The sequence below is a fragment of the Desulforhopalus glucosivorans genome (assembly GCF_054397165.1).
The window spans coordinates 2,316,534-2,338,568 of the sequence record NZ_AP044854.1 but is presented as its reverse complement, the minus strand read 5'-3'; the positions used below and the strand labels follow the sequence as shown (position 1 = coordinate 2,338,568).

The 22,035-nt window shown below is 41.0% G+C and carries 19 protein-coding genes; 11 read left to right on the top strand and 8 right to left on the bottom strand.

The annotated features are described in order from the left end of the window. The first annotated feature begins 97 nt into the window (after positions 1–97). Genes lon through hflX form a run of 5 tightly spaced genes read left to right on the top strand, consistent with a single transcriptional unit; the run spans position 98 to position 8,782 of the window. Positions 98–2,509, top strand: a complete 2,412-nt coding sequence (lon, locus tag ACX6CI_RS10040) for an endopeptidase La (RefSeq protein ID WP_458778027.1) — start codon at positions 98–100, stop codon at positions 2,507–2,509. A 12-nt stretch (positions 2,510–2,521) separates the two neighbouring features. Then, positions 2,522–3,598, top strand: coding sequence for an endolytic transglycosylase MltG (mltG, locus tag ACX6CI_RS10035; RefSeq protein ID WP_458778026.1), 1,077 nt, complete (start codon positions 2,522–2,524; stop codon positions 3,596–3,598). Positions 3,599–3,654: 56 nt separating this feature from the next. After that, entirely contained in the window at positions 3,655–5,301 is a 1,647-nt protein-coding gene (locus tag ACX6CI_RS10030; RefSeq protein WP_458778025.1) for an NAD+ synthase, read from the top strand. 5 nt (positions 5,302–5,306) lie between these two features. Continuing rightward, positions 5,307–7,109: a hypothetical protein gene (locus ACX6CI_RS10025; RefSeq protein WP_458778024.1), complete on the top strand. Its 1,803-nt coding sequence runs from the start codon at positions 5,307–5,309 to the stop codon at positions 7,107–7,109. Positions 7,110–7,168: 59 nt separating this feature from the next. Continuing rightward, entirely contained in the window at positions 7,169–8,782 is a 1,614-nt protein-coding gene (hflX, locus tag ACX6CI_RS10020) for a GTPase HflX (RefSeq protein WP_458778023.1), read from the top strand. Here the strand turns inward: hflX and ACX6CI_RS10015 are convergent. The 3 genes from ACX6CI_RS10015 to pyrE form a co-directional block, all read right to left on the bottom strand. Then, a complete protein-coding gene (locus ACX6CI_RS10015) occupies positions 8,774–9,220 on the bottom strand; it encodes a PilZ domain-containing protein (RefSeq protein WP_458778022.1) in 447 nt (148 codons plus the stop codon). The genes hflX and ACX6CI_RS10015 overlap by 9 nt on opposite strands. 247 nt (positions 9,221–9,467) lie before the next feature. Continuing rightward, positions 9,468–9,638, bottom strand: a complete 171-nt coding sequence (locus tag ACX6CI_RS10010) for a dual CXXC motif small (seleno)protein (protein ID WP_458778021.1) — start codon at positions 9,636–9,638, stop codon at positions 9,468–9,470. A 4-nt stretch (positions 9,639–9,642) separates the two neighbouring features. Then, on the bottom strand, positions 9,643–10,194 hold the full coding sequence (gene pyrE / locus ACX6CI_RS10005; protein ID WP_458778020.1) for an orotate phosphoribosyltransferase: 552 nt from the start codon (positions 10,192–10,194) through the stop codon (positions 9,643–9,645). Between the two features lie 264 nt (positions 10,195–10,458). Here pyrE and glmS point away from each other — a divergent pair, with 264 nt between their 5' ends. The 4 genes from glmS to ACX6CI_RS09985 all read left to right on the top strand — a co-directional run bounded on the left by glmS (position 10,459) and on the right by ACX6CI_RS09985 (position 14,612). Beyond that, positions 10,459–12,300 (top strand): glutamine--fructose-6-phosphate transaminase (isomerizing), encoded by a 1,842-nt coding sequence (gene glmS, locus ACX6CI_RS10000; protein ID WP_458778019.1) that lies wholly within the window; start codon positions 10,459–10,461, stop codon positions 12,298–12,300. Between the two features lie 333 nt (positions 12,301–12,633). After that, the gene (locus tag ACX6CI_RS09995; protein WP_458778018.1) at positions 12,634–13,257 is read left to right on the top strand and encodes a recombinase family protein; all 624 of its coding nucleotides are present in this window, start codon (positions 12,634–12,636) and stop codon (positions 13,255–13,257) included. Positions 13,258–13,432: 175 nt separating this feature from the next. Further along, positions 13,433–13,807, top strand: coding sequence for a molecular chaperone DnaJ (locus tag ACX6CI_RS09990; protein WP_458778017.1), 375 nt, complete (start codon positions 13,433–13,435; stop codon positions 13,805–13,807). A gap of 226 nt (positions 13,808–14,033) precedes the next feature. Beyond that, entirely contained in the window at positions 14,034–14,612 is a 579-nt protein-coding gene (locus ACX6CI_RS09985) for a hypothetical protein (RefSeq protein WP_458778016.1), read from the top strand. 165 nt (positions 14,613–14,777) lie between these two features. On the opposite strand, the gene ACX6CI_RS09980 is transcribed toward ACX6CI_RS09985, so the two are convergent. From ACX6CI_RS09980 to ACX6CI_RS09965, 4 genes are read right to left on the bottom strand one after another with little or no spacing between them, the layout of a single operon-like run. Continuing rightward, entirely contained in the window at positions 14,778–16,382 is a 1,605-nt protein-coding gene (locus ACX6CI_RS09980) for an SAVED domain-containing protein (protein WP_458778015.1), read from the bottom strand. Positions 16,383–16,431: 49 nt separating this feature from the next. After that, positions 16,432–16,890, bottom strand: coding sequence for a Mov34/MPN/PAD-1 family protein (locus ACX6CI_RS09975; protein ID WP_458778014.1), 459 nt, complete (start codon positions 16,888–16,890; stop codon positions 16,432–16,434). Next, positions 16,887–18,605, bottom strand: coding sequence for a ThiF family adenylyltransferase (locus ACX6CI_RS09970; protein WP_458778013.1), 1,719 nt, complete (start codon positions 18,603–18,605; stop codon positions 16,887–16,889). Before ACX6CI_RS09970 ends, ACX6CI_RS09975 begins: the two co-directional genes overlap by 4 nt. Next, positions 18,602–19,747 (bottom strand): cyclic GMP-AMP synthase DncV-like nucleotidyltransferase, encoded by a 1,146-nt coding sequence (locus ACX6CI_RS09965; RefSeq protein ID WP_458778012.1) that lies wholly within the window; start codon positions 19,745–19,747, stop codon positions 18,602–18,604. Before ACX6CI_RS09965 ends, ACX6CI_RS09970 begins: the two co-directional genes overlap by 4 nt. A gap of 259 nt (positions 19,748–20,006) precedes the next feature. Here ACX6CI_RS09965 and ACX6CI_RS09960 point away from each other — a divergent pair, with 259 nt between their 5' ends. Next, positions 20,007–20,906 (top strand): WYL domain-containing protein, encoded by a 900-nt coding sequence (locus ACX6CI_RS09960; RefSeq protein ID WP_458778011.1) that lies wholly within the window; start codon positions 20,007–20,009, stop codon positions 20,904–20,906. A 416-nt stretch (positions 20,907–21,322) separates the two neighbouring features. Here ACX6CI_RS09960 and ACX6CI_RS09955 read toward each other — a convergent pair whose 3' ends face one another. After that, positions 21,323–21,565: a helix-turn-helix domain-containing protein gene (locus ACX6CI_RS09955; RefSeq protein WP_458778010.1), complete on the bottom strand. Its 243-nt coding sequence runs from the start codon at positions 21,563–21,565 to the stop codon at positions 21,323–21,325. Between the two features lie 106 nt (positions 21,566–21,671). On the opposite strand from ACX6CI_RS09955, the gene ACX6CI_RS09950 reads away from it, so the two are divergent. Next, complete coding sequence (locus ACX6CI_RS09950; protein ID WP_458778009.1) at positions 21,672–21,908, top strand: hypothetical protein; 237 nt, start codon at positions 21,672–21,674, stop codon at positions 21,906–21,908. The last annotated feature ends 127 nt before the right edge of the window (positions 21,909–22,035 follow it).

The following is a 22,035-nucleotide window of genomic DNA, read 5'->3' as shown; positions in this document are numbered from 1 at the left end:
TGGAACGATGATAAATATACGAAATTGTGTTGATTGATATATGTGCTATTCGCCTTCTATGAGGTGAATACTTTTTAGGGTTTTGATGGAGGATTGAGTGGAATTTAATGATTCTTTAAGTATAGGTATGGACGATTTTTCAAATAATGAAGAAATGGAAATACCTGAAGTTCTGCCCATGATGGCGGTACGGGATGTGGTCGTATTCAACTATATGATTATCCCTCTGTTTGTTGGCCGTCCAGGATCTGTGGAGGCTGTCAATGAGGCCCTTGAAAATAACAAGTTATTGATGCTTGTGACCCAGAAAGATGCTACCAAGGATAATCCCGCAGAGGAAGATCTGTATGATGTTGGTATGGTTTGCATGGTTATGAGGACTCTGAAACTGCCCGATGGACGTTTGAAGGTGCTGGTACAGGCCATGTCAAAGGCGCGCATTAAAAGCTTTGAACAGAAAGAGCCAAGCTATCAGGTCGCAGTTGAAGTCATTGAAGATGTTGAGGTAAAAGATGTGAGTGTGGAGGTTGAGGCCACCATGCGCACCGTTCGTGAGCAGACCGAGAAAATCATGTCTCTTAGAGGGATTCTCTCTGCTGATCTTATGATGATTATCAATAACATCGAAGAGCCTGGCCGTCTTGCTGATCTTGTGGGGTCAAATCTTAGATTGAAAATTTCTGAATCGCAAAAGATTCTTGAAGAGACTGATCCGGTTAAAAGGTTAAAGCTTGTTAGTGAACTTTTGACTAAAGAGCTTGAGGTTTCCACTGTTCAGGCGAAAATTCAGAATGACGCTAAAGAAGAGATGAGTAAGTCTCAGCGTGAATATTTCCTCCGCGAACAACTCCATGCTCTGCAAAAAGAGCTTGGTGATACCGATGAGCGCGGTCAGGAGATTGACGAGCTTGAGAAGAAAATCAAGAAGACCAAAATGCCCAAGAAGATTCGCAAGGAAGCGAATAAGCAGTTGAGCAGGATGGAAATGATGCATCCCGATTCTTCTGAGGCCACAATCATACGAACATATATTGATTGGATACTTGATGTTCCCTGGAAGAAAAGCTCCAAAGATCTTTTAGATCTTGTCCATGCAAAAGAGATTCTCGACGAGGATCACTATGGCCTGGATAAAATTAAAGAGCGTATCCTTGAGTATCTTGCAGTTCGTAAACTCAATGATTCCACTAAAGGACCGATCCTCTGTTTTGTAGGGCCTCCAGGTGTTGGTAAAACCTCCCTTGGTAAATCTGTGGCCCGTGCAATGGGAAGGCAGTTTTATAGAATCTCTTTAGGTGGTATGCGTGATGAAGCTGAGATTCGCGGGCACAGACGTACCTATATTGGTGCTATGCCTGGACGTATTGTCCAAGGGTTAAAAACCGTTGGTACAAATAATCCGATCTTCATGATGGATGAGATTGATAAGGTTGGCTCAGATTACCGTGGCGATCCTTCTTCTGCACTTCTTGAGGTGCTGGATCCTGAGCAGAATTCAGAGTTTTCTGATCACTACATGAATATGCCTATCGATCTGTCTAAGGTGATGTTCATTACCACCGCCAATATGAGTGACACCATTCCTGGGCCGCTTTTGGACAGGATGGAGGTGATTAGACTTTCCGGATATACGCTTGAAGAAAAGATTGTAATCGCAAAACGTTATCTCTTACCACGACAGATTAGAGAGAATGGTCTCAAACCCCGTCACATTAAACTCAATGATGATACGCTTAAAAATATCATCACCCATTATACCCTTGAGGCTGGTCTTAGAAACCTTGAGCGTGAAATAGGTAAGGTGTGTAGAAAGATTGCCAGAAAAGTGGCCGAAGGCGGTAAAGGACCGTACTCTGTCTCCATGCGTAATCTTCATCTCTATCTTGGGCCTCCTAAGATTTTACCAGAGTCCGAAATGGAAATGCTTGAGCAGCCAGGGCTTGTTACCGGCCTTGCCTGGACAGAGGTTGGGGGAGAGATTCTCCAGATCGAAGTAAACGTAATGCCTGGAAAAGGAAAGCTCACACTCACGGGGCAACTTGGTAGCGTGATGAAAGAGTCTGCCCAGGCGGCACTCACGTATTGCAGGAGTCGGAGTGAAGATCTCCAGATAGATGATGAGTTTTTTGATAAGGTGGATTTTCATATTCATGTGCCTGCAGGAGCCATCCCTAAAGATGGACCTTCAGCTGGTATAACCATGGCCACCGCACTCTATTCGGCAATTACAGAAAAGACCATTGCAAGCAATACTGCAATGACTGGAGAGGTTACGCTTCGAGGTCGGGTCCTGCCAATTGGTGGGCTTAAAGAGAAGGCCCTGGCTGCGCTTCGTGCTGGTATTAACAGGGTTATCATTCCTTGGCAGAACCAGAAGGACCTTATGGAAATCCCTCAGGATATCCGGGATAAAATGGAGTTTTTCCCTGTCAAGGATATGGATGAGGTTGTACAATTTGCTTTTCCTGTAAAGGATGCGGTACAGCCCAAAGCAAAAAAGAAAGCATAATAACGTTTTAAAGTGACAGATTTCAATGTATGTAATTTGTCCGGTGGCTCTATAATCAGGAGGATTGTTCTTGGAACAATTCTCCTGATTGTGTTTATCACTATTGCTCTTTTTGCGTATTACAAGAGCTATGTAAACGCTCCCGGACCCACTGGTCAATCTGACGGTAATAACAGCGGAAAAAGTATCGTTATAACTATTCCTAAAGGTAGTTCAGTAAAAAGTATTGCAGCCATCCTGGGTAAAGAAAGTATTATCAAAAATGATATTCGTTTTCTGATTTTAGCTAAGCTTTCTGGATACTCCACTCGCCTGCAAGCAGGAGAATTCCTTCTTCCTTTTGGCAGTAAACCGCTTGAAATTCTTGAACTTCTTTCTTCTGCCAGAGCAGTTTCTTATTCTATCACAATCCCTGAAGGCTTGACCGCAGTTGAAATTGCGGCCCTTTTTGCCAAAGATGGTTGGTGTAAGGAAGACGAGTTTTTGCAACTTGTTGGTGATAGTGAGCGGATAGAAGAGTTTGGCCTTACAAAGGGACCATCTCTTGAAGGTTTTCTCTATCCTGATACCTATCAATTTACAAAAGAGGTGTCAGGGGCTGATATGGTTATTGATATCCTCCTTGATCGGTTCAAAAAAGTATGGGTTGAGGAGGTTGCTGAAATTCAGCCTGTTCCAGACGTTGATAAGACGGTCACCCTTGCCTCTATTGTTGAAAAAGAGACAGCTGCACCATTTGAACGCCCCCTTATAGCAGGTGTGTTCCACAACAGGCTAAAGCGTGGTATGCGGCTGCAGTCTGATCCCACTGTCGTCTATGGAGTAGCTGACTATGATGGTGTCATTACAAAGAAACATTTACGAACCCCGACCCCCTATAATACCTATACCATTCCTGCTTTACCCGTTGGCCCTATTTGCAATCCAGGCAGAGAAGCGATTACTGCTGTATTACACCCCGAACCATCTTCTAATCTCTATTTTGTTTCTAAAAATGATGGCACACATCAATTTTCTACAAATCTTGCCGCCCATAATCGCGCAGTACAAAAATATCAGCGGAAAAAAAAGGTAAAAAAAGGTAAGTAGTAGCTTCAATTAAAACGCCTTTTGTAAAAAATTTGTCTGGATAACTGGAGAACACTGTGAAAATCGGCCTTGTACAAATTAACCCCGTTATTGGGGACTTTGCCAATAATTGTAAAAGAATACTTAAGTGGGCAATTCACGCCAAAGAGCAGGGTTGTGAACTTGTTGTTTTCCCAGAGTTGGCTATATCCGGATACCCTCCCCAGGATCTACTGGAGAGACAATCTTTTATTGAAGACCATAACAGTGCTCTGGAAGAGTTATTATTCCAGCTGCCTGAGGTTGACGTTATGCTCGGCTGCTTTGAAAAGAGTAAACTTGCCCATGGAAAGCAGCTTTATAATTCAGCCATAGTTATACGAGATGGGGCAATTGTTTTTCGTGCCCGTAAACAACTGTTACCAACCTATGATGTGTTTGATGAGACACGCTATTTTGAACCGGGAACGAGTAGCGAGATTTACACTATCGGTGATATGAGCTTTGGCGTTACTGTTTGTGAAGATGTGTGGAGTGAAGCTGTTCATGACTATACAGTTAAGCCGGTTGCTTCTCTTATCCAAAAGGCAAAAGAATCTGGTTTCAGCCTGGATGGTATAATTAATATCTCAGCCTCACCCTTTCAACGTGACAAAGAAGGTGTACGAAAGAGTATCTTCAAAGAATTTTGTGAAAAATACGAGGTCCCTTTTCTCTACTGTAACCAGGTGGGCGGTCAGGACTCCCTGATATTTGATGGTCGAAGCTTTGTAATTGACAAGTCTGGTGAAATTTGTGCCCAGGCTGTAGGCTTTGAAGAAGACTGTCTGGTTGTTGACACAAAGAGCTGGAAAGGGGAGTTGAAGGGCGCACTTGAAATCAGCGAGGAAGAAGCTGTATATGACGCCCTTGTACTTGGAGTAAAAGATTATGTGACGAAATGTCACTTCTCCACCACCGTTCTTGGTCTCTCAGGAGGAATTGATTCAGCCCTTACAGCAGTAGTTGCAGCGGATGCCCTTGGGCCTGAAAACGTCCTTGCTGTGGCTCTTCCATCACCCTATAGCTCCAAAGAGTCTCTGGAAGATGCCCAGCAACTTGCTGAAAATATAGGATGCAGGTTTGAAGTAATCCCCATAGAGGAACTGTTTGCAACCTTTAGTAAAAACCTTGGTCCGCTCTTTGAGGGAATGGATGAGGATGTTACTGAACAGAACCTGCAAGCCAGAATTAGAGGAAACCTACTCATGGCTCTTTCCAATAAATTTGGCAACCTGTTGCTGACCACCGGCAATAAAAGTGAAATGGCTGTTGGATACTGCACCCTCTATGGTGATATGAACGGTGGCCTGGCGGTCATTTCTGACGTCCCAAAGCAGTTGGTCTATCAACTATCAGAATACAGGAACCGAGATGGAGAAGTCATTCCCAAACGGATAATCACGAAACCTCCATCTGCTGAACTCAAACCGGATCAGACCGATCAGGATGATCTCCCTCCATATGAAGTTCTTGATGAAATTGTTGAGTTACATCTTGAAAAAGGACAGGGACTGCGGGAAATTGTTGCACGGGGTTATGACAAAGAAATTGTCGAAGATCTCCTTAGAAGAATTCGCATCAACGAATATAAGCGTAAGCAGGCTCCCATGGGACTTAAGGTGACATCTAAGGCTTTTGGCTTTGGTCGTCGTTATCCCAATGTTCAAAATTACCAGGGCTGAGGTTGTTGAAGAAATCCACTCCATACAGAACCCTCGGTGGGTATTTGCTCGGTGGCGTGCTGCTGTTTGCATTTTTCTACCTTATATATAATGAGTCGAGAACAAAGCGCCCTGAAAAGCTTTTTATAACAAGCTCAGGCAACGTTGAGATGTGTTTGAGTTGTCATGAAGATGTTGCGCTTGATGCAGCCCATGACGCTAATGTGATAGGCTGTTCTGTCTGTCACCTTGGTGACCCTCTTGCCGTTACAGAAAAAGAAGGTCATAAAGGGATGGTAATTAACCCTGGTGATCTGCGAGTAGCCGAAAAATCCTGTTCCGTTGAAGGTTGTCACCCCACTGATCTGCATAAGGTGAAAAACTCACTTATGGCCACCAACCGTGGTATCCTCGGGACACTTCTTTATTATTGGGGAGAGACTGACAGTCAGGATACAGACCTCACGGTGGAAGAACTGCTTGAGTCCGGTGAAAGCTCCCTTGCTCTTGATTATTACCGAAAACTGTGTGCTACCTGTCATCTTTGGAAACAGAAAAACGACCTTCCCGGACTTCCTGAGTTTTTCAATGATAAGGGTGGTGGTTGTACCGCTTGTCACTTTGCTACTCCAGGTTCACATAGTAACGAGTTCGTACTTGTAGCCGATGATGACGAGTTTGAAGAGGAAGAGGGCGATGAGAAGAAAAAGCCCCATCCTCTTATCACTAAAAAAGTCGGTAGTAGCAATTGTGTTCGTTGTCACAACCGTTCTGGTCGAATTGGTATCTCCTATATGGGGATTTTTGAATCTGAGGGTTACGGTACTCCTTTTGAAAACGGTAGCGTGAATGATAAACAGTTGCCGGGAAGACGCTTTTACCTTGAGATTGCAGATGATATACATCACGCTAAGGGGATGGAGTGTATAGATTGCCACACCCGCAATGAAATTATGGGTGATGGAACTAGCTATGCGCACTATGAAGACCAACTGGAAATTACCTGTAAGTCCTGCCATGATAGCAATCCTGGTAAGACTAGAAAGGGTGATGATCTTACTAATGTTGAATCAGAAGGGGATGAACATTTTCTGTTTGGTAAGGTTGAAGAAAAACGACATACATTAAAACCACCTAAACAGGGTGTCTGCATCTTTCCAGGTCACAAAAGGGTTACCTGTGAGGCATGTCATTCTACTTGGGTGGCCCAGTGCTATGGGTGTCATGTAAAACGAGATGCCTCCGGTAAACACCTTGATAAACTCGCACTTAAAGAAACAGAAGGTCTCTGGGAGGAAGGTCGATCCTACATACGATACGAACGGCCAATGCTCGGCGTCTGGGAAGATGAAATTGTTGTGGTTACCCCAGGCTGTCAGGATATAGTTACTCTGGTGAACGATGAGGGGGAAGTTGAAGAAGCCTTTGATAGATTTACCATGGCTGCAATTAATCCCCATACTACCCAGGCAAAAGGTCGTGAATGCCTTGACTGTCATGCATCCACAAAAACAGTAGGGCTCGGTGAAGGCCGTATAAAACAAGTTGATGGAAAACTGGTTTTTGAGTCCACAGAAAAAGGTATAGTGACAGCTGTTGGACAGACTGTTCCGCTTGATGCCTATGTTGGCCTGGATGGTGTAGCTAAACAGCATAGTTCAAGGCCTGAGCTACGCCCCTTTAATGGTGATGAGCTTCGTTCTATTCTCCGGCTTGGGCTGTGCGTTGGCTGTCATGATAGTTATGCTGATCCTATCTGGAAAGATTACAATGTGAATACCCTTTGTAAGCGGCCTGGGCAAAGTGAAGCTGATCGCATCTTAAATTAAATCTATTCATCAATATAAGAGGTTGTACCATCGGACTGGTATCAGGAAATACGTCTGGCTTGAAAACGAACCAGATTAAGGCGCTTGAGCGTATTGGCAAAAAAAGAGTCCAGCGTGATTTAATGATTAACCCGGAGATGGCAAGAACTCTATGTCAACTTTCTTCGGAGTTAAATCGTCAGCTAGGTATACTTGTTCAGCGCTCGGGCAAGGTTGAGGCGGTGATAGTTGGAAGTCATACTTCCGTTATGATTCCAGCACTTGAGACTTCCCGTGCATCCGGTGGCAGGCTTTGTGGGCTCAGGCTCATTCATACCCACCTGGCAGGTGAAGATATAAGTGATGAAGATCTTATGGATCTTCTCTTTTTGCGTTTAGACTTTATGTCGGTCATTAAGGTGACGGCTGATGGACTGCCTGAGCGGCTCTATACGGCTCATCTCCTTCCCGGTGCTGTGCCTGGTGAGAACTGGGGATTTCTTGACCCTGTTCACCCAGCCAACCAGACAGAGTCTGCAGAAGAACTGATCAGCGCCATTGAAGGGGAACTCAGTCGCAGGCAACAGGTCAGCCAGGTCGATAAGAAAAAGGATCGGGCAATTCTTGTTTCAGTATCCACAGATAAAAAACTTCAGGCTGAAGAATCACTCAGTGAACTTGCCGAACTGACGCGGTCAGCAGGTGTCGTGGTGCTTGAGACTGTACTGCAACGACGTAACCGGGTTAATCCAAGGCTGATACTTGGTAAGGGTAAGCTTGCTGATATCATGATTATGGCCCTTCAGGTTGATGCTAATCTGCTTATCTTCAATGAAGAGTTGAACCCATCTCAAATCCGGTCCATTACCGACTTTACTGATTTAAGAGTCATCGATCGTACGCAACTTATTTTAGATATTTTTGCAAGTAGAGCGCTGAGCCGCGAGGGTAAGCTGCAAGTGGAGATGGCCCAGCTTAAATACATGCTGCCCCGTTTATCATCAAGAGATGATGCCCTATCAAGACTCACAGGTGGAATTGGTGCACGTGGACCCGGTGAAACAAAACTGGAGATTGATAGAAGGCGTATCAATGACCGCTTGGCACGTCTTGCAAAAGAGTTAAAAAAAGTAAGTCAGGAGCGTTACAGGCGTCGGGCCAAGAGAAGGAAGAAAGATCTCCCCGTACTCTCCCTTGTTGGGTACACCAATGCCGGGAAGTCTACGCTTTTAAATACCCTTACCAATAGTAATATCATTGCAGAGAACAAGCTCTTTGCAACCCTTGATCCTACAAGCAGGAGATTACGTTTCCCCACTGAGATGGAGGTTATTCTGACCGATACGGTTGGTTTTATCAGAAATCTACCCGCAGAACTGGTGCAAGCTTTTATGGCGACACTGGAGGAATTGGAAGAGGCGGATCTGCTGGTCCATGTAATTGATGTCTCTAATCCGTCCTTTCGTCAGCAGATGGCGGTGGTGGATAAGATCCTTGGAGAGTTAGAGCTTGGGGAAATTCCAATTTTGAAACTGTTCAACAAGATTGATAGGGTTGAAGATGAAGCGACTGTTCGGGAAAATATTGGTGAAGAGGGTATAGTGGTCTCAGCTGTGAACTCTGAGACCCTGGGGGAATTCCTGAATGTAAGTGAAAAGCTAATGGGTAAAGATCTTGATAGGGACTTATGGTAGCAAGTAGAATCCAAGCTCTTTTTCAAAGGCTCGTTCTGCAACAAACTCAACGCCGATTCGGTTACCGTCCACAGATCGGATAATAACCTGCCTGTATAGTACGGTTTCTTTTCTGTTGTCGAGTGTGAACACAAGAGAACCCTTATGTCCGATCTTCAGGTCGTGAACTCCGCGAACTTCAAAACATGCACCCACCAGTGAGAGATTAACAATATTGGCAATCCCACCACCTCTTGCTGGCGGCTTAATGTCATATACCCCTTGCAGTTCTGTATCTTTTCTAAAAAACTGACGAAATTCTAACTGCAGGCTAAAAGAATTCCCACACTTGCACTTTACCTTTAGCACATGTTGCCGGTGGCGAAACTCTTCTACTGATATGGTTTTTGCAGAACTACAGGCAGGGCAAACGATGGTTGCCTGACTGTCGTCTTTCACAAATGTTTTATTACTAGGTGTATGATTTGTCATGCTATATTATATAAACCGAATTGAAATTTATCAAATTTTGCATGCAAAATAATAATAATATACTACAAAAAAACTACAACTAATTGTAATGTATCTTTATTTAAGTATAAAATAGCTGTGAAGAAGGCACAATTACAAGGGCTTTTTTTTCTAAAAATAATTGTCTAGGTACTTTGAAATACCACAAATTTAAGATGCGGAGGGGAATTGCGGTTCAATCGTAAACAATAGCAGTGTATCGTTCTAAGATTTTTTCTGTTTCTGCGTCAAGATCAGATGCCACTTCATGAATCTGATATTCTTTTTTACAGGAAGTGCATCGCATGCGAACTTTTCTGCACATGCGATGGACCTCAAGTTTTCCTGAACAGTTACGACATTTCATAAAACTAGCTTAACAGTTGCTCGCGGGTAAATACTGACTCCAGGGTATAACCGGCCTTTGCAAGGGCCTCTGTACCACCTTCCTGGCGTTCGATGACAGTTGCAATTAAGCCAACTTTAAAACCTGCATCTTCAACTCTATCGATAACTTTTATAAGAGTGCCGCCAGTTGTTACAACGTCTTCAAGAAGGGCAACAGTACAGCCTTCAGGCATGTTTTTAAGACCTTCAATGTAGTTTCCTGTACCGTGTCCTTTTGCTTCTTTACGTACAATAAAAGCCGGAATAGGTTTTTGCTCAAGAAAACTTGCGATGGATACGGCTGTGACAAGGGGATCTGCCCCTAGAGTCATACCGCCAACTGCATCGATGGGAGTGGGTGATTTTTGCAACAGTTCAAAGAGTAATTTCCCACAGAGATATGCACCTTCTGCTGAGAGGGAGGTCTGTTTTCCATCAATATAAAAATCTGAAGTTTTCCCAGATGTAAGGGTAAATGTACCTTTTCTATATGATTTTTCCAGAAGAATTTCTTTTAATCGTTGTCTGTCATCCATGGTGTTTTTCTAACTCTCGCTATAATAATGGGGGAATGGAACATTTCTAAAAAATTGCGGCAATGTTACCTTCTTTTAAGTATTGTTGAAAGCAAAATTTGTATATTGTAGCAAAAGGATAGTTAGGCTAAGGTTCTTTATCTTAGCCTGAAACTCTTCACTTCCGGAACAGTTATTGCTTACGTAATTGTATTGTTGAGCAATCCCTGTGATCCGATACACTTGTATCTATTACAAAATTTATAATATAAAGAGAGGAAGCTTATGTGTGGTATTGTTGGTTATTGTGGTCCCAAGCGAGTTATTCCGGTAATCCTTGAAGGTCTCAGACGTCTTGAGTACCGGGGATATGATTCTGCTGGTATCGTATACCTTGAAAACGGTGAGCTGATTAAACATCGTTCCAAAGGAAAGCTTGCAAAACTTGAAGCTATAATAGATGACGCAATTATTGCTCCTGCACACATTGGACTCGGTCATACCAGATGGGCAACACACGGTGCTCCGACGACAGAAAATGCGCATCCCCACAGCGATTGTACTGGAGAGCTTGTTGTTGTTCACAATGGTATTATCGAGAATTACCACTCCCTTAGAAATGAACTAAAAGATAAAGGTCACACGTTTACCTCTGAAACTGATACCGAAGTTCTCGCCCATCTTATTGAAGATAATCTGGATGGTGATTTGGTTGAGGCTGTTAAAAAAGCTGTTGCTCTTGTTGAAGGCTCCTATGCACTTGGTGTGTTATGGGCCAAAGAACCTGGAAAACTTGTTGCAGTACGTAACCAGAGTCCACTTGTTCTAGGTGTGAGTGAGGAGGGGGGGAGTTTTCTCGCTTCAGATATTCCGGCACTTCTTCCATACACCAATCAGGTGATTTTCCTCGAGGACATGGAGCTAGCTGTTCTTACAGACAGTGAACAGAAGGTATTTTCCCTTGAAACCGGAAAGTCTGTGGAAAAGAAGGTGGAAATTATTAACTGGAACTCCGCAATGGCGGAAAAGGCTGGTTACAAACACTTCATGCTCAAAGAAATATACGAGCAGCCCCAAGCCATCACAAATACGGTGAGTGGGCGTGTTAATCCTGAAACAGGCGTGGTTGAATTACCCGAGATTAATCTTACTGATTCAGAACTGGAAAATATTGACCGTATTGTCTTTGTTGCTTGTGGAACGTCCTGGCACTCAGCACTGGTCGCAAAGTATTGGATTGAGAAATACGCAAACATTCCAGTGGAAGTGGATATTGCTTCTGAGTTTCGTTACAGACATTTATTAATCGATGATCGTGTCCTGACTATTACCCTTTCTCAGTCAGGAGAAACAGCTGATACGCTTGCAGGGCTCAGGATAGCTAAAGACTTAGGATCAAAGGTTGTCACCATTTGTAATGTGGTCGGCTCAACAATGACCCGGGAGGCTGATGGAACCATTTATACCCATGCAGGACCTGAAATTGGGGTTGCCTCAACCAAGGCATTTACTTCCCAATTAGCCGCCTTGTTTCTTTTTACAATATTTCTTGGACAAAAACGAAAGACCTTAACCAATGAAGAGTGTCTGCACTTTGGTAAGGATTTAATTGATATCGCGGGTATTGTAGAAAACCAGCTCGTCAAGATCCAGCAAGATGTCGACGTTATGATTGAGTCCTATTACGATAGCAGGGATTTTCTTTTTGTGGGCCGTGGAGCTAATTTCCCAATTGCCCTTGAAGGTGCACTCAAACTAAAAGAGATTTCCTATATCCATGCAGAGGGTTATGCCTCCGGAGAACTCAAGCATGGTCCCATAGCGCTCATTGATAAAGACATGCCGATTGTGGGCCTAGTACCCCAGGATGATGTGTACCAAAAGTCTATTTCTAATATTGAAGAGATTAAGGCGCGTCAGGGTAGAATAATTTTATTTGGAACTGAAGGGGATACACACCTTAAAAACATAACAGATGATGTTATCTATCTTCCTAAAGTTGCTGATTGGATGAATCCAATACTCTATACCATCCCCGCTCAGCTGCTTTCTTATGCAATAGCAACAAGGCGTGGATGTGACGTGGATCAGCCCAGAAACCTTGCCAAAAGCGTTACTGTGGAATAATTTTGGTTACTCTTTTGGACAATATTGTGGGTGAATAATAAAGTTTCATACCAAATAATAAAGTATCATACTTAATAATAAAGTTTCATACTGAACGTATGCTCAGGATTTAGCCTGCAGCATTTCGTTCAGTATGTCCTTTTTCCTCTCTTTGTTTAGTTTTCTCATAATTTCAGTTTTCGTAGTACCTCCTCCTTCACCAGAAAAACGAACGTTTTCCTTGTTAACTTGAAAACGGTACATTATTGTTGTTAGGGTGACAAGAAAACCCAATAAGAAAAACAATGGCAGGTTGTTGGCCTGATACTAAGTTTTTTGGTACTGAGAGTAGATATGTTGATTGGATATATCAGAGTTTCGAAAAATGATGGGAGTCAAGTACTAGATTTACAACGTGATGCGCTATTAGCTGCAGGAGTTGATGAACATCGAATCTATGAAGACTTAGCTTCCGGTCGAAAAGATGACAGACCAGGATTGAGAGAGTGTATGAAGGCATTGCAGCCTAGAAACACTCTTTTGATTTGGAAACTAGACCGTTTAGGGCGGAGCACAAAGCACCTGATAGATATTGTTGAAGATTTAAATAAAAGATCAGTCGGTTTGAAAGTTCTTGCTGGGGCCGGAGCCGAAATCGATACAACGACTGCTAATGGTCGTCTTATTTATGGTGTTTTTGCAGCACTTGCTGAATTCGAGGCCGAATTAATAAGAGAACGCACTATGGCAGGCCTTGCTGCAGCAAGAGCTAGGGGCCGTATGGGTGGAAGACCACGAAAAATGACAAAAGATACTTTAAAGATGGCAATGGCCGCCATGACTGACCCGAATTCAAATTCCTCAAATGTTGCCAAAAGTCTTGGGATCACGACAACGACACTCTATGACTATGTAAATGGTGATGGCTCAGTTAAAGAAAAGGGGCAACGTTTATTGGATAGTGATCTTGAGTCGTAGGAGGGCTGGTCATGTGAGTGTGGGGTTAAACTTTTGTCAAAGTTTAGTGGAAAAATGTTGACATTTGCAGAAGAGAATTTTCAGTAAATGATAATGTCTTTACAGCATATAATACATTTATAGGGTGATGGGCAATTTTGCATGATCACTTGTGATGTTTTAGAAGGACGATGAGATGGAAATGGAACAAATTAAAGCTAATCTTTTTCCCTGCGCACATTGTGCGGGTACCGGTACATGCAAGAATGGTTCAAACGAAGCAAGTTGCGCTGCTTGTAGCAAGTACCATGAATTAAAAGGAAAAGAGTATTTTGGGTTAACATGTGGAACGTGCGGCGGTCTTGGGTTAGCAGAGCCGACTACTGAACGAATTAACAAGAGAACAAAACCTCTACTGGCGATGGGAATAGTATTCGTAATGTTAACAATTTTGTCATTATTGGCATTCACCAATAATCCTCATTTTACAGAGGTCCTAGCTTTTGCTTCTACTCTTATTGGCGGTATTGTTGCATATTATTTTACAAGCACAAAACATATAAACACATAACCAATTAATATGCCTAACTGGAATAAATTTCGTTCTAAAGAGGGGGGATTCCCGTGGTGGTAGGTTATTTCACCGTTATTTACTAAAGGTTGGACAGTGAGATATACCACTTATAGCACTAAGGTGTGTTGCTTGGTATCACAACTTTAGAGAATCGTGAACACATCCGTCAGGCAGTGGGCCATACGGGTCTAGTAAACATTTAATTAGGGAAGGGGGGCGCGGCGTGCCTATTTTCGAATCAACCAACACATCTTATGTCAAAGCTGCTGAGCGTATACTTGGTGATGATGTTACGTATCTCAATGATAATCCAGATATGGTCCCTCAGTTCGTTAATGCTTTGTTTCAATCTATTGAAGTTTCATTAAAAAAGTTAGGGGAAAAATCATCATTAACTTCTGCGGATGAGATTAGAGAAAGAAGGCTGGTTGGAAATGGCCATGATATTGAAAAAATAGGTAACCTTTTAAAAGATAAATTGGGAGGTGTGTCTAGTCGTCGTTTAGTACGAATATTGACTGATGGAATAGAGGATGATGTGTCAGTCATAATCGAAAAGATGATTTTTGGTGATGATTTTGAATCTACAAGGGGATCGTATAAGAATCGAAGATTAGTTTATCATTCCGAATTAGAAGCCGGAGATGTCCAAATTGTTCAAGGTTTGAAAGAATGGTTGGATGCGGTAAAGGCTGTTGCTGAAAACATAGATAACGCGGCTGGATTAGTCAAAAGATGGAAAGAGTCTGGTCTAGATCTATCATTCGAAGATTGGCATATTCGGGAGAATAGTAGCATATAGACCTGAAACCGAACACCCCGTTGATATCATAAAGTTTGATTGTATAAATATACTCTCTAGTTTTTTCCTGTATGATATCAACAATCAAACACCAGCTATACGGGATGAAGGATAATGGGTCTAATTCGGAGTCCAGTATTATCTTATGGCTTTTCACTCTTTTGTCTAGACGTCAACAAGTTCTATTTCACATTGTGTCTTTTTATTAGTGATTTTTAGAAAAGGTATCATCTCTTTTTTTGAGAAATCATAGACAATAAGTTCTGGATGATGGATATCGAAGGCTTTACCGAAAAAGACACAAGCCGCATTTGATGCACACGGGAGTAAATGGACTGTTTTCACTCCATGTGAGTCTTTTAACTTATGAAGAAGCCGTTGAATATCTGCCATAAACTCAATCCCATCATGCGGGTGCCCTATTGCTCCATTGCCCATAGAATTGTTATTAGCCGTGATTTCTACTTTTTTAAGCCCCTTTTGGGCCACAAAAGAATCAAACTGAGGTGGTTTATTTGTTATATTTAACAGTAGAATTATTTCGTTTTCATTTTCACCTAATTCAGATAATCCCGTTATATCATAACAGGCCCCTTGAGGTTTATCGGCAGGCCATATCCATTGATTGCCGTCTCTGAAACGTAGCATTGGAATGATTTCTTGTTTGTTTCCTAATTTAGCACCTAAAGCTATTAATTGGGGCATAGGCCCGAATGCAAACAATGCAGATCGATACTGGTTGTCACCAATACAAGACATCACCTTCTCTGCTGCATTAACAATCAAGTCTGGCCATAATGAGCGGATTTTGTCAGGAGACAAATTACGAAATATGGAATCGTTATCGGAACATGGACTGATTAAGGTTGATGACAATCTCCATTTCTTTTTAGCAAGGCTTTGGCTAATTTGTAAATTACTTGGAGCTGATATAACAGTTCGCTGAACCGGCCAGAGAACTGCAGTAGCTGGTACAGGGTCGTATGATAGAGCATTGAGAAGGCGAGCAGCTGTATTACAAAAATCAAATCGCATTTTAGACAGTTGATGAGCAGGATAATCAACTGCGGCTATTTTATCGATTAGCCTGTGATGTTTGTCACATAACAATAGAACATTCGATGGATTATCGGAAAGCTCTTCAGATATCCCAGGTATTCCTCTTGGACCTCGTTCAGCAGAAGCGACGTTGTGTGCAAGGTAGCCATAGTTACCTGCTTCACCAGATAATCCATCTATCTTAAGATTAAGTCCGCACCCTCTGTACATACATCTTCCATGTGCATCCATGTTAACTTTTTGCTTGGTACCTGAACTAAAGTCCTTTCCACGACCTTTTTCTCGAAACTCAGAAAATATTTTTTTATAGACACTAATCTGTTGTATTGGATTGAGTTCTGTCGATTGCGCACTTGTAATTTTCCATAACTTATTCAATGTTGGTAATGATCGGATCTCTTCTAAAGTAAAGTATTCGCCTTGGTAAACTCGAAATATGATGTTTGGTTCTTCATCATTAACAAACAGGTTTATGGCCTCAAGAGTTTTCTCTGGTGTTTCAAGGCAGACTCTAAAAACCGCAGCTACAATTTCCTTGTCTAAAAGAATTGTTAAAACAGATTTTTGGCTTCCTGCTTCTTGGTCAGTGAATATGCCTACTTTAGACCAATCAAGATTTGTAGATATTAATTTATGATGAGCTTCTACAAGTCCCATGTCATCAAGTGTAGGATGAGTCGTCTGGATGAACATAGCTTCGTGAAAGGTCAATGTGAGCTCCTTTTGAGCAATTAGTGGTACATTAATAATGTAGAATTTTTCATCTAGAAAGTTCAACTTCTTCAGGATTTGAAGATGAGTATATTGTGGCGGCTGCATCCAATTTAAAATACCATCTCAGCCTAACAATCAACAAGACTGCAAAATGAATATTTGGTTCTCCTCTAACTAATTTATTCATTTCTATAATATCTTGTAGGCTTGGCTCAACTGTAAAGGTGGGATGAGAATGCCATTCCCCAAGGTAATTGTATCGCGAATAATCATGATTTGTTTTAGCAAAGAATTGTTCAAGTGCTATTAAATGCTCTTCAGGATTTCTACAAAAATGTGCTTCACTGCCGATTTTATCATCAATAGTAAAATCAACGATTTTAAAATTATTAGGACCAAATTGTTCTCCCATTAAAATTCCACCCATTTCTCGTCGACCGGATCGGCGTAAAGCTTTTTTGAATTCGATAGTCTTTTCATTTGGGAGAGTAACTTTAACCGTCATATTCTGACATCGTTTGACGTTGCTTTTAGTAATTTTATAATTTCTTCTTTATTGATATTTTTTTCTAGCTCTCCCCATTGCCCGGCAGGTTTTAATTTGATTGGTCTGGTATCAAATGGTTGCTCAAATAGCCATTCATTTGATAAGCCAATAACATATGCAGAATATGGGAACTGAGGATTTTCAGGATTTAATAATGAATCTATTAGGAAACGGGTCGCGTGTGAACTAATGACTGATACATCAGCATCACTTGCAACCATTGGTAACTCATTGTCAGTCAATACAGAGTAATTTTCTTGACGACCTACAAAGTTCCATTCTGTGTTTTGTTCTTCATACCATTTATATATTTGTTTTTTAGCCAGTTGAGGAATAGGATCAATATCAGGTATTGCTCTTGCGATTAATCCTCCGACACCACCAGCATAAACAGCGCACCAGATTAATGGAATTTTATACCTCTGAGAAATTGAAGCACAAAGACTGAATGTTTTATCATTAGCTGTTGCGTCAATAATCGCATTGCATTTGCCAAGTTTCTGGTAAACAGACGTAGTTGTAGCTGAACTTTCTTGTCCACCAAAGGCAACTTTACGAATTTCTACTTTTGCAGAAGGGTTTATTCTCTCAATTCTCTCTTTAAGTGAATCTACCTTATGATATCCTACATTTAAGCCGTCCAGTTCATTACGGACTAAATTCCCTGACCAGAATATGTCGTCATCTATCAATAAAATATTGTTCAAACCCGAACGGATTAAGCTTACGGCAACTTTCGACCCCACCGACCCACACCCAACAATCCCAACAGTCTTATCTTGGAGATTTTGAAAAGTTGCAGGTAGTCTCTCCTGATGGCTAGGGGATTGAATCGTTTTATAATGAAATCTTTTTATTTCGCCTTCCTTCTCGTAAAACCAAGTTAATGACCACTTTTCATTAGAGCCAACAAGCAAATTAACGTCTTTTCCCTTTTTAACTCCTGACAGGACACCTTTTTTAGAAACAAATATTTCAAGGTCTTTATCAATTTCCTCTAGTTCTTTTGTTGTGTCAATTTTTCCATCTGGATCAAAGATAATTAACCCTTTGTCGATCCATGTATTTGGTTTTATGGATAAATCGTCCCTCCAGACTAATGTGTCTTTATCTTTTACACTATCAACTCTTGTAGAGTATATCTTTTGCACAGAATTAGATCGTAATTCTATGGTATACGGAGCATAAGGAGTTAAACCGTTAAATATTTTTTCTTGCTCAGGGTCTATAAGAAATCTTAGAGATTCCTTTCTGAAAAGTTGCCCAAGAGATACATTATGACCATCTCTGATTTCAATCAAACCTTCATCGGTTGATCTTTCCCCACGAATTAATCTATGAGCGCTTTCTATCATGTTGGAGCCATCCAATGTTTCTTCCCAGTTGTCTGACCTATATTCGAGGCATAATTCACCTGTTGGTCCATACTGATGGTCCGATATTCTTACTTCTTTTCTGGTATAGACTAAAGGGGGAGTATCTGGAAAGATAGGCGGGTACAACATTTTGAGCTCAAATACCTCACCGTCATATGTTATATCAAAACTCACAATTAACTGATCATCATCTAATGACCAACAAACATTACTCAACCAGGGTGATTGTTCTTCGAGTACAGTTATTGACTCCCTCTCCGTATTTGCTCGGTTGGCCTGAAATATCCACCAACTCATGCAAACCCCCTTGGTTGTAATGGAGTTCTTTTGGTATTAGAAAAAGAATAATCAGCGTTACTCTCTTTACCTGGTGATGTCGCCGCTTGGAGCAAACTTGGCCCGCTCGTTGCTGACAATGTGCTTAGCTTACTTGCTGCTTTCTTTTTTATATTTTCAAATATAGGGAAATCGTTCCCAAAATGCTTATTTAAAATTTCAGTTTTTTTCCTTAAACTATCTTTTTCATCTACTTCTAACAGCACATCAACTAGTCTCTTCAAGCGTTTTCTTAACAATGTACCAACAGTTTTACTATTCTCGTTAAAAATGTCTTGGTAGGGTGTGACAGGGAGGTTTACACCTATACTGTAGCTATCAGCATCATTTGAGAAAAAATATTCCTTGTGATTCAAAATCACATCAAGCGTGTCTTTCAGGGCTGTATGATCATCAGCTTTCCCATTCTCAGTATCAATGTTTGGGCAGAAAGACTCTTTGAACATCACAGTAAGCGCAATTGAAAACACTTTCTTCCGTTGGCTCTCCGATCCATACTTAACATCTCTCCATCGCTTGATATACCGAACGAGCCGATAAAATTGTGATTTTTCTTTACTAGTTAGTTCTTCAGAACTCAGAAATGATTGATGATTCGTGTTAGATTTTATCCAGTTTAGAAGTCCTTTTGGATCAGCACTGTCCCAAGACCTATTGTTTTCGTCAGAATTTTCCTTCCCTACAGCTAATTCATAGTTCTCGGAATTATCAAGGCGATAAATAGGGTAATCAATGTGTATGGGTTTGTTTTTATAATTTGCGGTAACGCAAGGCTTTTTGATCACTGGTGTTTTAAAACCGTGATCAGAAAGAACTTGTTTAACAATCTTTTTAGTGTCAACGGGGTTGTCGGGGGAACTTTCCTTTGTGATAACTATGGCACGATCAATGTCATAGTCACCATCTAGTGGTATAATTCCAGTATCTGTGGCTAGAGATCCTTGAAGGAAGTTTGGTTTTATTTCGTAACCTTCTTCTTTGAAAGCTGCTTCAACTTTCGGCGTAATTAAGTTGTCTTTTTCACGGGCTTCTCTGTAATTTTCACTTTTTCGAGTGAGTGCTATTGCATCTGCAAATTTTATATATTGTGTTTGAAGAGACATTTTTTTTCCTTATGCAGGGTGTTGTTTATTTTAAAGTTTTTTTACGGTCTCAAATAAGTAGCTGCCTTTATGTCCCTCCTTGTTCGATTCGCTCAATTAAAAACTATTCTTGACATAGAGTCCGAATGTTAATAGAACAAAAACAAAGATAAGTCCGAATATAAAGTATGTCAATGATGCAGTTGATTGATATATTTAAAAAGCTTAGAGTGTCTTGTGTCGGGCTACATTGTAGTAGTCGTTAAAAGATGGAGAATGTATGAAATTAGCAATGGAAAAGCGGTTGAAGTTTATTGATTCTAGGCTTTTTTGGGAAGGTTGTATTCGTAGGAAAAATCTTGAGGATTTTTTTAGAACATCTACACCACAAGCTACCAAAGACATCAAAATGTACACAAATTTGGCTCCAAATAATATTAACTATGATACTAAAGCCAAGCAGTATGTTGCTACTAAGGATTTCACACCACACTTTGGTGAACCGACTTCAGAAGACTACCTAACGAGACTGTTACATTTAAAGAGAAAAGGACCGTCAAGTGAATTCTTTTGTGGAACGATCATTGATTATGAAGAAATGCCTAGAATAAGAAGGTACGTTGATAGAGAAATTTTGAAAAGCATCGTGCTTGCAATAAAAGACAAACGTGCAATCAGAATATCTTACCAGTCAATGTCTAGCGATCTTCCCCAAAAAAGATGGATTTCACCCCACTCGTTGGCTCATGATGGTAATCGTTGGCATATTCGAGCGTTTTGTTACAAAAAAAATATTTATTGTGATTTCAATATTGGCAGAGTGCTGAAAATATACGATATGTGCGAATCTGATTTTGGTAAATCTCTTGATTATGCTTGGAACACTGATATCCGTTTACTAATAACCGCACATCCTAAATTAAAAGGTGGGAAAAAATCTTGTATCGAGTTGGACTACGATATGATTGATGGGCGCAGAGAATTTAGCATCAAAGCAGCGTTTTATTTTTACGCTCAAAAATTGTTTGGTTTTGACGTGAAGAACCAAACACTCAAAGGTGAACAACAACAAATTGTTTTGGAAAATTATGAAGAGGTCAATCTTAAGTTAGAAATTATTCAAGAGATGAACGCCAAAGCGATAGCCCAGACTATATCAGAGGGAGCCCAAATTATTTAGGGGCTAGGTTGCTCAAAAATTCCATATTGAGAATATTTTTCCAGGTTAGTTAAATTTGTAGATAAGTGCTATTCAAAAATTAGCCATTTATCTGTCTTAGGTCTCTTCTAGATTTGTTTTACTTGCAGAGATATCTAGGCATGTAGAAATGTCTGCCGTGTTCGTCACTAGCTCGACCATTTCGGATACTCGCTCCGCTATAAATGTCAAACGTCTTGGAATCATATTTTTTTCAACATCTGATTCAATCTCGAGACCGCCTATTTCGGTAGAGATACTTTCAAGAGGAAGCCGTTCATTGGCTCGATTGACAAGTAAAGATATCTATAAAGTAAAAAAAATATTGATGGAGAATGGAACCCAGATCAAAGGAGAATTATTTGGGTGCAGAATCACATAGTCAAAATGGGGGGGGCCTATTCGATGTTGTTTAGGCCGATATCGATACCCTCATGAGGATCAATCTTAAGAATTTTACACACTCTTATATACTCCACAAGATCCAATCGTCTTTCTCCGACCTCAATCTTCCCCACCCATGAGTGTGGAACACCAAGTAGATCAGCAAGATCACGCTGGGTAAGTCCGCGCTCGTGACGCATTTTGATAAGCCAGTCACGGACGGCTTTGTATGTATTGCTATGAATTGTCTTTTCCATCTTATCTTGACCCCATTTTAGGAGCAAAGTAAGATAGAACTGGCGTGCTCCCAAAATAGGGGCAAGGTGTTGTACTTATTGATTTACAATTAGCAGGGCTTGGTTCATGTCAAAACAGAATAGCGGTAAAAAAGTCGTATTGGTTGGGCATCTCTATGAAAATGTTGAGGAGGTTCTGAAAAAAGAGGGGAAAAATGAAGGATCTATAAAGGATGATATGGGGAAATTTCTCCTATCAATACCGAAGGATTTGAGGCGGAAAATTAAATTTGAATCAGAAGAACAGGGTTTCAAAAATGCAAGTTCTTATATTTGTCACATCCTGCTGAATAGGGAGGATTAGTCCTCTAATGAGGGCTAGTAGGCTAATGGTAATAATGATGATTATTGCCATTGGGAGATTGCAAGATGAGATTTTGATAGAAGTATATATTAAACGCTTAACATAATTTGGTGAGTGCTGCCTCGCG

Excerpts from the sequence above, each read along its gene's own strand:
- ACX6CI_RS10010 (WP_458778021.1), bottom strand. The coding sequence starts at position 9,638 with ATGAAATGTCGTAACTGTTCAGGAAAACTTGAGGTCCATCGCATGTGC.
- pyrE (WP_458778020.1), bottom strand. The coding sequence starts at position 10,194 with ATGGATGACAGACAACGATTAAAAGAAATTCTTCTGGAAAAATCATAT.
- glmS (WP_458778019.1), top strand. The coding sequence starts at position 10,459 with ATGTGTGGTATTGTTGGTTATTGTGGTCCCAAGCGAGTTATTCCGGTA.
- ACX6CI_RS09995 (WP_458778018.1), top strand. The coding sequence starts at position 12,634 with ATGTTGATTGGATATATCAGAGTTTCGAAAAATGATGGGAGTCAAGTA.
- ACX6CI_RS09990 (WP_458778017.1), top strand. The coding sequence starts at position 13,433 with ATGGAAATGGAACAAATTAAAGCTAATCTTTTTCCCTGCGCACATTGT.
- ACX6CI_RS09975 (WP_458778014.1), bottom strand. The coding sequence starts at position 16,890 with ATGACGGTTAAAGTTACTCTCCCAAATGAAAAGACTATCGAATTCAAA.
- ACX6CI_RS09970 (WP_458778013.1), bottom strand. The coding sequence starts at position 18,605 with ATGAGTTGGTGGATATTTCAGGCCAACCGAGCAAATACGGAGAGGGAG.
- ACX6CI_RS09965 (WP_458778012.1), bottom strand. The coding sequence starts at position 19,747 with ATGTCTCTTCAAACACAATATATAAAATTTGCAGATGCAATAGCACTC.
- ACX6CI_RS09960 (WP_458778011.1), top strand. The coding sequence starts at position 20,007 with ATGAAATTAGCAATGGAAAAGCGGTTGAAGTTTATTGATTCTAGGCTT.
- ACX6CI_RS09955 (WP_458778010.1), bottom strand. The coding sequence starts at position 21,565 with ATGGAAAAGACAATTCATAGCAATACATACAAAGCCGTCCGTGACTGG.
- ACX6CI_RS09950 (WP_458778009.1), top strand. The coding sequence starts at position 21,672 with ATGTCAAAACAGAATAGCGGTAAAAAAGTCGTATTGGTTGGGCATCTC.